The organism is Acidimicrobiales bacterium, assembly GCA_035546775.1.
In the GTDB taxonomy this organism is placed as follows: Bacteria; Actinomycetota; Acidimicrobiia; order Acidimicrobiales; family JACCXE01; genus JACCXE01.
Window position 1 is genome coordinate 1 of the sequence record DASZWD010000010.1, and the last position, 14,866, is coordinate 14,866.

The following is a 14,866-nucleotide window of genomic DNA, read 5'->3' on the forward strand; positions in this document are numbered from 1 at the left end:
ACCTCGGCGTGACCCGCGGGCAAGCCCCAGGTGTTGGTGTCGCCGCGGCGGCCGAGCAGCACGCGACCCGCGGTGTCCTGGGCGACGACCATGACGCCGGGAACGAGGACGAGGCGCGCGCCGATGACCTGGCGCAACTGCCCGAGGTAGGACTCCTCGAAGCTCACGCGCCGGCGAGCCGGCAGAACTCGTCGATGCGAGCGCGCACCACGTCGAGCGACGCCGTCCAGAACGCTTCGTCGGTGACGTCGATGTCGAAACGCGCCGCGAGGTCCGCGGCGCTGCCGAGGCCGGTGGTCGACAGCAGGTCGTCGTAGCCGGCACGGAACTTGTCGGGATCCTCGCGGTACGACGCGTACAGCCCGATGCCGAACAGCAGACCGAAGCAGTACGGCCAGTTGTAGAAGGCGCTCCCGTAGTAGTGCGGTTTGGCCGCCCACATGTAGGGATGGTTGACCGACAGCGCTTCGCCATAGGTGTGCGCCTGGGCGTCGGCCATGAGTTCGCACAACTCGGCCACCGACAGGGCACGCTCCTTGCGCTTGTCCGACATCGCCTGCTCGAACAAGAAGCGCGAGTGGATGTCGACGACGACCTGGCAGCTGCCCTGCAGGTCGATCTCGAGAATGTTCAGCCGCGCCGAATCGTCGGCGTGCTTGAGCCCGTGCTCGACCATGACCGTCTCGCAGAAGATCGACGCCGTTTCCGCCAGCGCCATCGGCGTGGCGCGCTGGTACGGCGTGCGGTTGGCCAATTGCGTGTTGTGATACGCGTGGCCGAGTTCGTGTGCCAGTGTCTGCACGCTGTCGAAGGTGCCGTTGAAGTTGAGCAGCACGAGGCTGCGGTCGCCGTCGACCGACATGCAGAACGCGCCACCGCCCTTGCCCTCGCGGATCTCGGCGTCGACCCACTTCTCCTCCAGCGCCCGTTGTGCGAGGCCGCGCAGCGCGGGGGAGTAGCCGCCGAACGCGTCCTGCACTGCGGCGGTGGCACCATCCCAGTCGACCGCCGCGTCGGCGCCGCTGGCGACGGGCGCGAACAGGTCGTAGAAGGCGAGGTGCTCGCCGACGCCGAGGAGCTTGGCCTTGGCGTCCATGTAGCGACGGAAGTCGGGGAACGACTTGACCGCCGCCGCCTGCATCGCCGCAAGCGTCTCGGCCTCGACGTTGTTCATCAGCAACGCCGGCTCGAGCGCGTTGGTAAAGCCGCGTCGGGCGTTGAGCGTCGCCGCCTCGCCCTTGATCGAGTTCAGCGCGGCGGCGATCGGCACCGACCACTGCTCCCAGCCGGCGATCTCGGCGGCGTAGGCGGCTTGGCGCGTGGCGCGATCGGCGTCCATCGCCAGCGCCCGCACCTGGGCCATCGGCAGTTCCTTGGTGCCGATGTCGGGCAGGTCGACGGGGACGGTGATGCGCGCCGTCACGTCGCTGTACATGCGGTACCAGGCGGCGCTGCCCGTGAGGCTGAGGTCCGACGCCAGCGCCTCTTCGGATTCGGTCATCTGATGCGACGCCCGCAGCGACGCCCGCTCGAGCGGGAACGCGTGGTCCGACGCCACGGTCGACGCCTTCACCAGCGCGGCGGTGTCGAAGCGCGCCACGTAGGCGTCGAGGCGCGTGCGCAGCTTGCCGAGGCGCGCCGCGTCCTTCTGAAGACCGGAGAGTTCGGCCTGGGCGGCGTCGTCGCGGGCGTCGGTCGTGACGAACGACGAGATGTAGGCGTTGACCGTCCGCAGCTGGTTCAGCACGCCGTTGGCACCGTCGAGCGCCTCCTCGAACGCGGCGACGGTCTCGTCGTCGACCGGGAGCGCGTCGCCGCCGCGAATGTGCTTGTCGTCGAAGAGCGCTTCGAGGCGGATGACTTCGGCGCCGAAGGCTTCACGCGCCGCCGCGTACTCTCGTGAGTCGAGTGACGGGTACAGATCCGACAGATCCCAGTGCGGCAGCGCTTGCGTCATTGGCGCACGATATTGCAGACGAGTGGCGTCTCACGCTCGGTGAGGGCATGACGGGTGGGACGGTGGCCCTCGTGTTCGCGGCGCGCGACGAGTCGGGGCGCGACTGCGTGCTGAAAGTGTTACCGGCGCTGGGCGAAGCCGAAGGCGATTACGCCGCCGAGCGCGACGTGCTCCTCGCGGGCCACGGTCGAGCGTACGTCGAGTTGCTGCGCCACGACGACGCCCGCCAGGCGTTCCTGCTGGAGCGCCTCGGTCCGAAGATGGTCGACAACGGCGGGTCAGTCGACGAGTGGAACGACGCGCTGTGCGAACTGTTGCTGGTGGCGTGGGACATCGGCCTGACGCCGCCGCCGTCGTTGTGGACCGCGGCGCGCAAGTGCGAGTGGTTCGTCGAGTTCCTGCCGCGCAAATGGCGCGAGCACGGAGAGCCGTGCGCCCGCGCGGTGATCGACGAGGCCGTCGGTTTCGCCGAGGCGCGCGGCGCGGCGTTCGATGCCGACACCGCCGTCGTGTTGCACGGCGACGCCCACATGTGGAACGCGCTGTCCGACAATCACGGCGGCTACAAGTTCATCGACCCTGATCCCTTCGTCGGCGAACGCGCCGCCGACCTCGCGGTGCCGATGCGGGAGTGGAGCAGCGAGTTGCTCGTCGGTGGTGATCCACTGGCGGCGGCGCAGCGGCGCTGCGCGCGTCTCGCACGTGCGACAGGGTGTGACCCGCAGGCGGTGTGGGAGTGGGGGACGATCGAACGCGTGAGCACGGCGCTGATCGGCCTCGGCGAGCCGCACAAAGTCGGTTCGATGCGCGACTGGTTCGTCGTGGCTGAGGCCTGCCTCGGCGCAAGCCCCGCGCCGGACTAAGTCAGGTGGGTGCGCAGTTTGCCGAGGGCGCTGAGCTGCACCGCCCGCAATTCGCTCCGCCTCAGGTGCAGCTCCGTCTCCAGGTCGAGGAGGCGGTGCGGGATGTTGCCCTCCAGGCCGAAGCGCTTGACGATCACCTCGCGCTCGAGCGGCGTCAGTTCGTCGAATAAGTGGCGGTCGGCGTGGAGGGCGAGTATGTCCTCGTCGAAGGAGGCGTCGACATCGGCAGCGTCGACGGTGGGCTCATCAGGAGACCACGCATAGCTCATATGTTTGGTGTACGCCCCGGAACAAAAAGTTCAAGTCTTGACACGGAGGACCGCATGAATTACCGCTCGATCGGCCGCACAGGGATCCAGGTCACGCCGTACTGCTTGGGGGCGATGATGTTCGGCGCGTGGGGCAATCCGGACCACGACGACTCGATCAAGATCATCCACGCCGCGCTCGACGCCGGCATCAACTTCGTCGACACCGCCGACGTGTACTCCGCCGGTGAGTCCGAGGAGATCGTTGGCAAGGCGTTGGCCGGCCGACGCGATTCCGTCGTGCTGGCGACGAAGTTCTACATGCCGATGGGCAAGGACCCGAACATGGCGGGCGGGTCGCGCCGCTGGATCATCCAGGAGGTCGAGAACAGCCTGCGGCGACTCCAGACCGATTACATCGACCTGTACCAGATCCACCGTCCCGTTCCGGGCACCGACATCGACGAGACGCTCGGCGCGCTGAGCGATCTCATCCATCAAGGCAAGATCCGCATCGCCGGCTCGTCGACGTTCCCCGCCGAAGAGATCGTCGAGGCGCAGTGGACCGCCGAGCGCCGCAACCGCGAACGCTTCACCTGCGAGCAGCCGCCGTACTCGCTGTTCGCCCGCGGCATCGAGACCTCTGTGCTGCCGACGTGCGAGCGCTACGGCATGGGCGTCATCGCGTGGAGCCCGCTCGCCGGCGGTTGGCTGACGGGCAAGTACCGCAAGGGCGACCCGCAGCCCACAGGTGGTCGCGCCGCGCGGGTGCCGGGGCGCTTCGACTTCTCGCTGCCCGAGAACCAGCGCAAGCTCGAACTCGTCGACGCCCTCGAGAAGATCGCCGCCGACGCCGGCGTGTCGCTCACGCATTTGTCGATGGCCTTCGTCGTCAGCCATCCCGCGGTGACCGCGGCGATCATCGGCCCGCGTACGATGGACCAACTCACCGACATCCTCGCCGGCGTCTCCGTCGAACTCAGCGACGACGTCCTCGACGCCCTCGACGCACTCATCCCGCCCGGCACCAACCTCAACGCGGCGGACTCCGGCTGGACGCCTCCCTCCCTCACCCAGTCCTTCCGGCGCCGCCGCCCGGCAGGCCGCCGCGCCGCGGGTTAGCCACTCACGCCGCAGTAACTGACCGGTCGAAGCCGCTGCCGGTCAGTGATCGCCTGCGGTGGTCACGCGGTTGAGATCTCGGTCAACGATCTCAAGTTGGGCGGCAATCGGACTAGTCACAACAACTACCCAAAAAAGACTCTGTTGGGGCATAGAAGAACGCACAAGAAACACCGATAGTTCAAACATCGAAGAGATTTCTTGGCCCGCCGAGGAGGCGAACCCCATGCTTGAACTCCAGCGTTCAACCGCCCGCAGGATGATCGGTCGCAACGTCCAGGTCGCCTGCCTCGATGGTCAACTCGTCGACGGGCATGTCGACTGGTGCAGCGACGACGAGGTCGCTGTTACCGCCGGCGCCTGCCGCTGTGTCATCCCTCTCGACAGCGTCGTCGGGATGGTTCGTCGCACCGCTTAGCAGCACAAGTCGCAACTGCATCACCCGCCTCATCGGACTGCTCCCCCTCTCCAGTCCGAGACAGCGAGAAAACGACCGGCTCCCACAATGAAGTGGGGCCGGTCGTTTTAGTTGCGGGCCGGTTCAGGCGACTTCGGTCGTCTGGAGCCAGCGGGCGGTGACGACGATGGCGATCACCGCCACGATCGGCGGCCACAGCACCGCGGCGGTCGCCGTCGACGAATGCTTCGGGAGTTCGCCGTCGGCGATGTGGGCCAGTAGCGAGCGGGCGTAGACGCTGATCGACAACCGGGCGCAGAAACTCACCGATCGCGCCAGGAAGCCTTCCCAGATCAGGATGTAGGCGAGGCCCCACACGAGCGCGCGTCGTACCTTGAACCCGAGGGCGAGGAACAGCCCGGCGTAGCCGAGCGTCGCGACGACCGAGGCGGCGGCGGCGCCGGCCGCAACCGTCGGATCACCCGAGCCGAGGTAGGCCGACAGGGTGACGGGGATGACGACGAGCGGCAGCGCGGTGCCGATGCTGGCGAGCGCCGCGCCGAGGCTGATCTGCCACCGGGGCACCGGGCGCAGCCATAAGTAGACGAGGGTGCGGTCGTCCACGAAGTCGCCGAGGGCGGCCGAGGCCAGCACCAGCGACACCACCGGTGCGAGGAGTTGCAGGCCGTAGCCCTGCGTCATGTCGAGCGTGTCGGAGATTTGCCGCGTGCCGGTGCCCTTGCCGATGGCGAGGCCGAGGAACACCGCGAAGGCGCCGATGGCGATGAGCGCGATCAGCCGTCCGCGCGTCAGCTGCGTGCGGGCGACCAGGGTGGCGACGCGACCGATCACGACGCACCCACCAAGTAGCGGAAGACGCTTTCGAGGTCGTCGTCGAGCGGCACGACCTCCATCAGGCGGGCATCCGCCCGCTTGGCGATGCTCGCCACCGACGAGCGGAACACGGCAACGTCACTGGTGTCGACCACCACGTTGCCGCGCAGGATCGAGACGCCGACGACACCGCCGTCGGCCATGATCCCCGCGGCGAGCTCGCGCGGTTTGTCGGTGACGACGCGCAGCTTGTGCGGTCGGTCGTCGATGAGCTCGCGGATGGCGTGGAAGTCGCCGACGGCCAGCAGGCGACCCTTGCCCATGACGAGCACGCGCGATGCCAGCCGTTCGATCTCGTCGAGCACGTGTGAGGACACGATGACGGTGCGGTCCTGCTCGCCGAGTTGGGTGAACAGGTTGATCATGTGACGGCGCTGGCGCGGGTCGAGGCCTTCGAGCGGTTCGTCGAGCACGATGATGTCGGGGTCGTGGACGAGCGCAGCGGCGACCTTCACCCGCTGGCGCATGCCCTTCGAGTACGTGCGCACCGGGCGCGGGTCGTCCGAGTCGAGCTCGACGAGGCCGAGAGCGCGCCGCGCCGCCGTCTCCGCGCCCTTCACTTGCGACAGTTCCGCGCTCAACGTCACGAACTCGTGGGCGCTCAGCACTTCGGGCACGACTTCCTGCTGGGGCACGAGACCGAGGTGATGGAACACGTCGACCGCGCCGCGCGGGTCCTTGCCGAGGAGACGGACCGTGCCGCGCGAGGGAGCGGCGAGCCCGCACAGCATCCGCATCACCGTCGACTTGCCCGCGCCGTTCGGGCCGAGCAGCGCGGTGACGCCGGGCTCGATGGTGAAGCTGCAATCGCTGACCGCGACGACGCCGCCGAAGAACTTGGAAACGCCGTCGAACTCGACAACCGGATCGCTCATCGCGTCACCCGCAGTCGCGTGTAGCGGAACCAGGCGATGGCGGCACCAACGACCGCCCACAAGGCCACCGCCGACGCGAACGCGCTCATCGGAACGATGTAGTTGTCGATGCGGAAGTTGTTGCCCTGGTGGAACATGTTGACGGCAAAGCCGATCGGGGCGGCGTTGGGTGAGAACCCGACGAGCCACTTCGGGGCGTCGAACGACGACACCAGCACGCCGGTGGCGACGCCGACGGCCTGGGAGAAGAAGAAGATGATGGCGGCGGCCACGGCCTTGCGGTCGGTGAGGCTGCTGGCGCCGACGGAGAAGGCGGCGAAGTAGGCCGCCATAACCACGCCCACGACGACGATTTTGCCGAGCGTCGACATGAAGCTACCGAAACCGTGCGGGCCGGCGTTCTGTGCCGCCAGGCCGATCAGGTACAGCAACGCGGGTCCGAGCGTGACGGTCAGTAGCGCGGTGAACACCGCTGCGCCCTTCGCTGCGATGTAGCGCGACCGCGTAAGCGGCGTCGCCAGGTAGAGGCTGAGAATGCCGCTGCGGCGATCGGGGCAGATCGCTTCGGGGGCGACGAAAATCACGAACAGCGCGATAGCGGCCGTGATGAAGCCGTAGGTGAAGGCGTAGCCGGGGAGGACGGAGTTGCGCAGGCGATCGTCGGGGATGAGCGCGGTCACGCCGACGAACACGATGTTGGGGACATACGCAATGGCGACGCTGGCGATCGGCAACAGCTTCCAGCGCGCCGGGCGACCGAGGCCGAAGATGCGCCGCAGCGTGTGCTTCCATAACGCCACCGTGGAGTGCCATTCGCCGAGACGCGGCCCGTCATAGCGGTGGTAGCCGGTGTCGATGAGACGGGCTTCGCTCATACCTCGGCGCCCTCGGGCTCGCTGGCGGCGAAGAACACGTCCTCGAGCGTCTCGCGCTGGCGCTTCAGGCTGCGCAGCGACACCTTGCTGGTGACGACGGCGTCGCGCACCTTGTCGTACGTCGCGCCATTGGTGATCGTGACGAGCACGCGGCCGCCGCCTTCGAGGGCGCGGGCGCTGACGCGTTTCGTCTTCAACGACGACATCAACTTGTCGGTGTCGCCGTCGAAGGTGACCATGACCTCGATCGCACCGTTGCCCGCTTCCAGGTCGGCGAGGTTGCCGGTGGCGACGGTGCGGCCGTGATCGAGGATGACGACGGCGTCGGCGACGCGCTCGACTTCTTCGAGCAGGTGCGACGACAGCAGCACGTGAATGCCGAGCTCGTCGGCGACGCGGCGCACGAGGCGCAGCATCTCTTCGCGCTGCATCGGGTCGAGACCGTTGGTCGGCTCGTCGAGCAGGACGAGCTGCGGGTCCGCAGCAATGGCCTGCGCCAGCTTCACCCGCTGGCGCTGGCCCGTCGACATGGTGCCGACCGGGCGAAGGCGCTCCTCGCCGAGGCCGAGTTCGAACAGCACGTCGCTGGCGCGGCCGGCGGCCTCGCGGCGCGGCAAGCCGCGCAGCTCGGCGAGGTGGGTGACAACCTCGTAGGCGGCGACGTCGGGCGGCAGGCTGTCGTGCTCGGGGGCGTACCCGACGAGTCCGCGGATCTCGGCACCCTGCGTCGCCGGGTCGAGGCCGAGCACGGTGAGGGTGCCGGCGTCGGGCGCGTGCATGCCGAGAAGCAAGCCGAGAGTCGTCGTCTTGCCCGAGCCGTTGGCGCCCAGCAGGCCAGTGACGCCGGGGCCGACGCGAAAGGTGGCGTTGTCGAGCGCGACGGTTTCGCCCCACAGCTTGCGCACCCCGTCGGCGACGACGACATCTTCGAATCCGACGTCGGCCGCGCCCACCACCGAAAACTACCCTCAACGGCATGGCGGACCGATTCACCTCCGAAAACCCCGGCCGTGACGCGCAGCGCGTCGGCACGGCAACGTTCTTGGGGCAGCGCCCCGAGAAGATTCATGACCCGGTATGGGCGGTAATGGGAACGCTCGGCGACAGCCAGTGCTACCTCGGCGTGCAGGAGAAGGTCACGGCGGTGTTCGAGGCGATGGCCGAGGCGATCGCGGCGGACGACATGCCGGTGCGGCTGATCGCACCGGCGTTCACCCTCGGCGTCTCCGACGGCCAACTCAACGGCACGGAGCGCATGCGGTACTCACTAATCGGCCGGGAGCTCGTGAACGACGCCACCGACGTACACCTGCGCGCCAACGACGTCGCCGGCGTGGTCGCCGTCGTCGCCTGCGACAAGCCGCCCGTCGGCACGCTGGCGGCGGTACTCGAATACAACGCGCCCGCGGTGATCCTGTCGGACGGCACGATCAAGCCGGGTCGCGACCCGAAGACGAACGAGGCCCTCGACATCATCTCGGGCTTTCAGGTCGCGGGCGATCCCGACGCGGAGTTGCGCGAGCGCGTCGCGCTGCACGCGTGTCCCGGCCAGGGCAGCTGCGGCGGCATGTTCACGTACAACACGATGCAGACCTTCATCGGCGTGCTCGGCATGGAACCGCTGCACATGATTTCGCCGGCGTCCGACGACACGCGCCGCACGAAGGAATTCCCCGCGCAACTCGTGGAGTGCCTGCGGGCGATGACCGACAAGGGCATCCGGCCGCGCGACATCGTCACGCCGAGCTCGCTGCGCAACGCCATGACCGTGGCGATGGCGATGGGCGGCTCGACCAACGTCGCACTCCACAGCGTCGAGATCGCCCGCGCCGCGGGCATCGACCTGTGGACCGAGGTGATGACCCAGGCCGAGTTCAACGACTTGTCGCACCGGCTGCCGGTGCTGGTCAACATGCGGCCCTTCGGCACGTTCTCGATGTACGACCTCGACGGAGCCGGCGGCGTGCCCGTCGTCGTCAAGGAACTCCTCGACGGTGGCTGGCTCGACGGCTCGACGATCACCTGCACGGGCGAGACGCTCGCCGAGCAGGTGGCGCGTCTCGCCCCGCCGGCCCCCGACGGGAAGGTCGTGCTGCCGTTGACAAACCCTTTCAAGCCGACCGGTGGGCTGCGGCTGCTGTCGGGCAACGTGGCGCCTGAAGGGGGAGCGATTCTGAAGGTCGCCGGCGTCGAGAGCGGCATCGTCGAGGGTCGGTTCGTCGGCCGGGCACGCGTGTTCGAACGCGAGGCGTCGCTCATCGCCGCGCTCGAGGAGTCGCCCGACGACTTCCAGGACGGCGACATGGTCGTCATCCGCTACGAAGGCCCGCGCGGCGCGCCCGGCATGCCCGAGATGCTCGACCCCACGTCGCGCATCACGACGCTGTGCCGCCAGCGCAACATCACGATCGCCTTGATGACCGACGCCCGCTTCAGCGGTGGATCCGTCGGCCTCGTCATCGGCCACGTCGGGCCCGAGGCGTTTCTCGGGGGTCCGATCGCGCTGATCCACGACGGCGACACCATCGTCGTCGACCTCAACACCGACCGCCTCGACTGCGAGGAGTTGCGCGACGAGGCGGTGCGCGCCGAGCGGGCCGCCGCGTGGCAGGCGGCGGTCGACGGCAACGGCGGCGTCCACCCCGACGCCGTCCCCGTCACCACCCGCGTGCTGCGCCGCATGCGGGCGACGGCCGCTCCCGCCATCCTCGGCGCCGGCATGCACTGACCAACAAACCTCCCCGAACTGGGCGCGTCAGGTGTCGCTCGACGGCGCCTCACGCGCCCAGTTCCGGACGAAGGGCAGCGGTCAGGGTTCGGTGTTACACCCCCTCGACAGACTTGGGACGTGCGAGAAGAGGATCGAGCGGCGCGCGAACTGGCTGCGAAGACAGCCGGCGTGACGAGCGTGCGTTTGGCTCGGACTGTCGGCCTCGCTGGCCACCTTCTCGAACGTCGCGTCAGGTCGGGTGAGTGGTCGATGGTGAGCCCGCGGGTATTGGTCCTGACGGGTGCGCCCGAGACGTTCGAACGCGACGCGTGGATTGCGCTCTTCGACGCCGGCGCGGGCGCGGCTCTGTCGCACGACACTGCCCTCGCGCTCTGGAAGCTGCCCGGGTTCGAGTTGCGGCCGATCCACGTGACGCACAATCGACCGCAGCTGATCGTGCCGATCGACGCTCGATCCGTCTATCACCGGTCTCGTCTGTGGCCCGAACATCACCGACTGTTGCTGAACGACCTTCCGGTCGTATCGCCCACGCGGGCGCTGTTCGACAAGGCCAACGAGGGCAAGATCCACGAACTGCGCCTCGAGCGGGTCATCAACAACGCGTGGGCGCGTCGACTGACGTCGGGGGCCGACCTCGCGGCGATGAGCGCCGAGTGGTGCAAGCGCGGCCGGAACGGCACCGTCTTCATGCGCGCCTATCTCGTCCGTCATCCGATCGACTGGCAACCACCCGAGAGCAATCTCGAAGGTCGGTTCCTGCAATTGATCGTGGACGCCGGCTTCCCGGAGCCGCGAAAGCAGCGCGATGTCGGCGATCACGCGGCATGGATCGGGCGCGTCGACTTCACGGACCCCGACCTTCCGTTGATCGGCGAGATCCAGAGCGACCTGTTTCACACTGCGCCACTGGATCGCGAGTCCGACGCCAAGCGAATCGAGCGGTTGAACGCCGCAGGCTTCCACGTGGAGCAGTTCAAAGAGTTCGACGTGTGGCACGACCGCAACGCAGTCATCGAGCAATGGCGTAACGGTCGCGAGATCGCCCGAAAGCTGCGTCGCAATCCGGCCTAACGGCGGGTTCTGGGCGCGCCATGTGTCGCAATCCGGCCTAACGGCGGGTTCTGGGCGCGCCATGTGTCGCGAGGCAGCATCTGACGCGCCCAGTTCGGGAGGGCGGCGGGTTCTGGGAGCGCCAGGTGTCGCGAGGCGGCATCTGACGCGCCCAGTTCACATTGGGGTGGGGATGCGCTACGCTCTCGGGGCCATGTCGCAGTTCAGCCGAATTCTCGTAGTAGGTACGTAGCGGACGCCGACTGCATAACGCGCGCTTCGCTACACGGTCTCCCACTCGGGAGGCCGTTTTTGTTTTCTCAGCCCCAGTAAAGGAACCCCCGATGAAGTCCGAACAGATGAACGGCGGACAAGCACTGATCCGAGCGTTGGAGCTCGAAGGCGTCGAGACGATCTTCGGCCTGCCCGGCGGGTGCATCCTGCCGGTGTACGACCCGATCATCGACAGCCCGATCCGCCACATCCTCGTGCGCCACGAGCAGGGTGCCGGTCACATGGCCGAGGGCTACGCCCACGTGACGGGCCGCCCGGGCGTCGCCATGGTGACGAGTGGCCCGGCGGCGACGAACATCGTCACCCCGCTGTGTGACGCCTACATGGACTCGATCCCGATGGTGGTCATCACCGGCCAGGTGTCGACCGCCGCGATCGGGACCGACGCGTTCCAGGAGTGCGACACCGTCGGCATCACGCGTTCGGTCACCAAGCACAACGAGTTGGTGACGAGCGCGGCGGACATTCCCCGGGCCGTGCGCGAGGCGTTCCACATCGCGCAGACGGGCCGCCCCGGCCCGGTGCTGCTCGACATCCCGAAGGACATCGTGGATCCGAAGAACCCGAACTCGGCGATGGAGTGGTACTGGCCGAGCGACTCCGAACTCGAAGCGGGCCTGCCCGGTTACAAGGTGCAGATGCACGCCGAGACCGAGGCGATCGCCGCCGCGGCGCGCATGATCGCCGAAGCGCGCCAGCCGGTGCTCTACGTCGGTGGCGGCGTCCTCAAGTCGCGCGGCGCCGAAGCGCTCAAGGAGTTCGCCGAGCTCACGGGCATCCCGGTCGTCACGACGCTGATGGCCCGCGGCGCGTTCCCCGACGGCCACCAGCTGTGTCTCGGCATGCCGGGCATGCACGGCAACTACACGGCGGTCACCGCCATGCAGAAGGCCGACCTGCTCGTCGCCCTCGGCGCCCGCTTCGACGACCGGGTGACGGGTCGCGTCGGCGCCTTCGCCCCCGACGCCAAGATCATCCACGCCGACATCGACCCAGCCGAGATGGGCAAGGTGCGCCGCCCCGACGTGCCGCTCGTGGGCGACGTGCGCTGCACGATCGAAGACCTCATCGCCGCCACCAAGCAACTCAAGCTCAAGCAGGCGGATCGCAGCGCGTGGAAGTCGACGATCAGCGGCTGGCAGGAGAAGTTCCCGCTCCAGTACGACGAGCCGCAGCCGGGGGCGGGCCTCAAGCCCCAGATGGTGCTCGAGCACCTGCGTGAGTCGACGCCGGATGACTGCATCGTTGCCAGCGGCGTGGGCCAGCACCAGATGTGGACGAGCCAGTACTGGCGCTTCAACCACCCGTACACGTTCGTGAACAGCGGTGGCCTCGGCACGATGGGCTTCGCCGTGCCCGCCGCCATCGGTGCCAAGGTCGGCCGCCCCGACAAGATGGTGTGGGCCGTCGACGGCGACGGTTGCTTCCAGATGACGGCGCAGGAACTCGTCACCGCCAGCGCCGAGCGCATCCCGGTCAAGATCGCCATTCTCAACAACGCCTACCTCGGCATGGTGCGCCAGTGGCAGGAGATGTTCTACGAGGAGCGCTACTCCGAGGTGTACCTGTCGCCCGACCTGCCCGACTACGTCAAGTGGGCCGAGGCGATGGGCTGCGTCGGCATCCGCGTCGAGTCGCCCGAGGAGATCCAGCCGGCGATCGACAAGGCGAACGCGATCGACGACCGTCCCGTGGTCATCGACTTCCGCACCGACTCGTCGGAGAAGGTGTTCCCGATGGTCCCGGCGGGCGCGAGCAACGACGAGATCATCACCGGCCCGATCGAAGGGATCGTCCAGTGAGCAAGCCGCAGCACCATGTGCTCAGCGTGCTGGTGAACAACCAGGCGGGCGTGCTGGCGCGCGTGTCGAACCTGTTCGCCCGCCGCGCCTACAACATCTTCTCCCTGGCGGTCGCGCCCACCGACGACGAGCGCTTCAGTCGCATCACGATCGTGGTCGACGTGTCGGGCACGCCGCTCGAGCAGATCAGCAACCAGCTCAACAAGCTGATCGACGTCGTGCAGATCACCGAACTGCACCCGGATGATTCGGTCGAGCGCGAGCTGCTGCTGGCGACGGTGAGCACCACCGGCAAGGGGAGTCGGGGCGAGATCATGGAACTCGTGCAGGTGTTCAACGGCCGCGTCGTCGACGTGGGCCACGACGCCGTCACGGTCAGCGTCACGAGCTCGCCCGACACCATCGACGGGTTCGAAGACCTCGTGCGCCCCTACGGCATCACCGCGCTGGCTCGCACCGGACGGGTTGCGTTGGCCAAGCTAGAGAAGCAGGCACCCGAAGCAAAGATTCTCAAGAACAAGAAAGCGGGCTGACAAATGGCCACCGTGTTGTACGACAAGGACGCAGACGTCGAGCTGATCAAGGGGCGCAAGGTCGCCGTGCTCGGCTACGGCAGCCAGGGCCACGCCCACGCGCTGAATCTCCAGGACTCGGGCGTCGACGTACGCGTCGGCCTGCGCGAAGGCTCGAGCAGCAAGGCCAAGGCCGAAGCCGCCGGGCTCAAGGTGCTGCCGACGGGCGAGGCCGTTGCCGAAGCCGACGTGATCATGGTGCTGCTGCCCGACACGGAGCAGCAGTCGGTGTTCGAGACCGACATCGCCCCGAACCTCCAGCCGGGTGACGCGCTGTTCTTCGCCCACGGCTTCAACATTCACTTCGGCCTCATCGATCCGCCCGAAGGCGTCGACGTGGCGATGTGCGCGCCGAAGGGTCCGGGGCACCTCGTGCGCCGCACGTACAAGGAAGGCGGCGGCGTGCCGTGCCTCATCGCGGTGGCGCAGGACGCCACGGGCAAGGCGCGTGATCTGGCGCTGTCGTACGCGTCCGCGATCGGCGGCGGCCGCGCCGGCATTCTCGAGACGACCTTCCGCGAGGAGACCGAGACCGACCTCTTCGGCGAGCAGGCCGTGCTCTGCGGCGGTGTGTCGGCGCTGGTGCAGGCCGGTTACGAGACCCTGGTCGAGGCCGGCTACGCGGCCGAATCGGCGTACTTCGAGTGCCTGCACGAACTGAAGCTCATCGTCGACCTGATGTACGCCGAGGGCATCTCCGGCATGCGGTATTCGATCTCGACGACGGCCGAGTACGGCGACTACACGCGTGGGCCGCGCGTCATCACCGCCGAGACCAAGCGCGAGATGAAGCGCATCCTCGACGAGATCCAGTCGGGCAAGTTCGCCGAAGAGTGGATCGCCGAGCACCGCGCCGGCAGCCCGCGCTTCACCGAAATGCGCAAAGCGGGCCAGTCGCACCCGATCGAGACCGTCGGCGAAGAACTGCGCAAGCTGATGCCTTTCGTGTCAGCTGGTAACGCGCGCACCAAGGACGTTTCGGGCGGCTAGCGCCGCCGCGCTGGCAACCAAAAATCTTTGACATATAGGCTCCTGCGCCTATGTCGCACACGCGCACTTCCCTCCGTGTATTCACCGCGGTCCTAAGCACGCTCCTGTTGGGAGTTGTGTTCACGGTTCTGCCGTTCAGCTCACCGGCGCACGCCCTCAACGGCGTGTCGACGATCTCGGTCGACAGCGTCACCGT

General features: G+C 67.8%; 14 protein-coding genes. 8 read left to right on the top strand and 6 right to left on the bottom strand.

The genetic code is table 11. From position 1 onward, the window contains the following. Nucleotides 1-163: 163 nt before the first annotated feature. Nucleotides 164-1,957: a M3 family oligoendopeptidase gene (locus tag VHC63_01785; protein ID HVV35303.1), complete on the bottom strand. Its 1,794-nt coding sequence runs from the start codon at nucleotides 1,955-1,957 to the stop codon at nucleotides 164-166. Nucleotides 1,958-2,004: 47 nt separating this feature from the next. Between VHC63_01785 and VHC63_01790 the strand changes: the two genes are divergently transcribed. Beyond that, the gene (locus VHC63_01790) at nucleotides 2,005-2,820 is read left to right on the top strand and encodes an aminoglycoside phosphotransferase family protein (protein HVV35304.1); all 816 of its coding nucleotides are present in this window, start codon (nucleotides 2,005-2,007) and stop codon (nucleotides 2,818-2,820) included. Here the strand turns inward: VHC63_01790 and VHC63_01795 are convergent. Next, a complete protein-coding gene (locus tag VHC63_01795; GenBank protein ID HVV35305.1) occupies nucleotides 2,817-3,089 on the bottom strand; it encodes a hypothetical protein in 273 nt (90 codons plus the stop codon). The two genes, VHC63_01790 and VHC63_01795, sit on opposite strands and share 4 nt — an antisense overlap. A 54-nt stretch (nucleotides 3,090-3,143) precedes the next feature. Here VHC63_01795 and VHC63_01800 point away from each other — a divergent pair, with 54 nt between their 5' ends. Further along, on the top strand, nucleotides 3,144-4,190 hold the full coding sequence (locus VHC63_01800) for an aldo/keto reductase (protein ID HVV35306.1): 1,047 nt from the start codon (nucleotides 3,144-3,146) through the stop codon (nucleotides 4,188-4,190). Between the two features lie 226 nt (nucleotides 4,191-4,416). Continuing rightward, the gene (locus VHC63_01805; protein ID HVV35307.1) at nucleotides 4,417-4,608 is read left to right on the top strand and encodes a hypothetical protein; all 192 of its coding nucleotides are present in this window, start codon (nucleotides 4,417-4,419) and stop codon (nucleotides 4,606-4,608) included. A 123-nt stretch (nucleotides 4,609-4,731) separates the two neighbouring features. On the opposite strand, the gene VHC63_01810 is transcribed toward VHC63_01805, so the two are convergent. From VHC63_01810 to VHC63_01825, 4 genes are read right to left on the bottom strand one after another with little or no spacing between them, the layout of a single operon-like run. Then, complete coding sequence (locus VHC63_01810) at nucleotides 4,732-5,439, bottom strand: hypothetical protein (protein HVV35308.1); 708 nt, start codon at nucleotides 5,437-5,439, stop codon at nucleotides 4,732-4,734. After that, on the bottom strand, nucleotides 5,436-6,356 hold the full coding sequence (locus VHC63_01815) for an ABC transporter ATP-binding protein (GenBank protein HVV35309.1): 921 nt from the start codon (nucleotides 6,354-6,356) through the stop codon (nucleotides 5,436-5,438). The genes VHC63_01810 and VHC63_01815 overlap by 4 nt, the downstream gene beginning before the upstream one ends. Further along, complete coding sequence (locus tag VHC63_01820) at nucleotides 6,353-7,231, bottom strand: ABC transporter permease (GenBank protein HVV35310.1); 879 nt, start codon at nucleotides 7,229-7,231, stop codon at nucleotides 6,353-6,355. Before VHC63_01820 ends, VHC63_01815 begins: the two co-directional genes overlap by 4 nt. Beyond that, nucleotides 7,228-8,184 carry an ABC transporter ATP-binding protein gene (locus VHC63_01825; protein HVV35311.1) on the bottom strand — a complete coding sequence of 319 codons (957 nt, stop codon included), beginning with the start codon at nucleotides 8,182-8,184 and terminating at the stop codon, nucleotides 7,228-7,230. The genes VHC63_01820 and VHC63_01825 overlap by 4 nt, the downstream gene beginning before the upstream one ends. 23 nt (nucleotides 8,185-8,207) lie before the next feature. On the opposite strand from VHC63_01825, the gene VHC63_01830 reads away from it, so the two are divergent. The 5 genes from VHC63_01830 (at nucleotide 8,208) to ilvC (ending at nucleotide 14,670) form a co-directional block, all read left to right on the top strand. Continuing rightward, nucleotides 8,208-9,959, top strand: a complete 1,752-nt coding sequence (locus tag VHC63_01830) for a dihydroxy-acid dehydratase (GenBank protein HVV35312.1) — start codon at nucleotides 8,208-8,210, stop codon at nucleotides 9,957-9,959. Between the two features lie 186 nt (nucleotides 9,960-10,145). After that, nucleotides 10,146-11,033, top strand: coding sequence for a hypothetical protein (locus VHC63_01835; protein ID HVV35313.1), 888 nt, complete (start codon nucleotides 10,146-10,148; stop codon nucleotides 11,031-11,033). 242 nt (nucleotides 11,034-11,275) lie between these two features. After that, nucleotides 11,276-13,108 carry an acetolactate synthase large subunit gene (locus VHC63_01840; GenBank protein HVV35314.1) on the top strand — a complete coding sequence of 611 codons (1,833 nt, stop codon included), beginning with the start codon at nucleotides 11,276-11,278 and terminating at the stop codon, nucleotides 13,106-13,108. Then, complete coding sequence (ilvN, locus tag VHC63_01845; GenBank protein HVV35315.1) at nucleotides 13,105-13,641, top strand: acetolactate synthase small subunit; 537 nt, start codon at nucleotides 13,105-13,107, stop codon at nucleotides 13,639-13,641. The genes VHC63_01840 and ilvN overlap by 4 nt, the downstream gene beginning before the upstream one ends. Before the next feature lie 3 nt (nucleotides 13,642-13,644). Continuing rightward, a complete protein-coding gene (ilvC, locus tag VHC63_01850) occupies nucleotides 13,645-14,670 on the top strand; it encodes a ketol-acid reductoisomerase (GenBank protein ID HVV35316.1) in 1,026 nt (341 codons plus the stop codon). Nucleotides 14,671-14,866 lie beyond the last annotated feature (196 nt).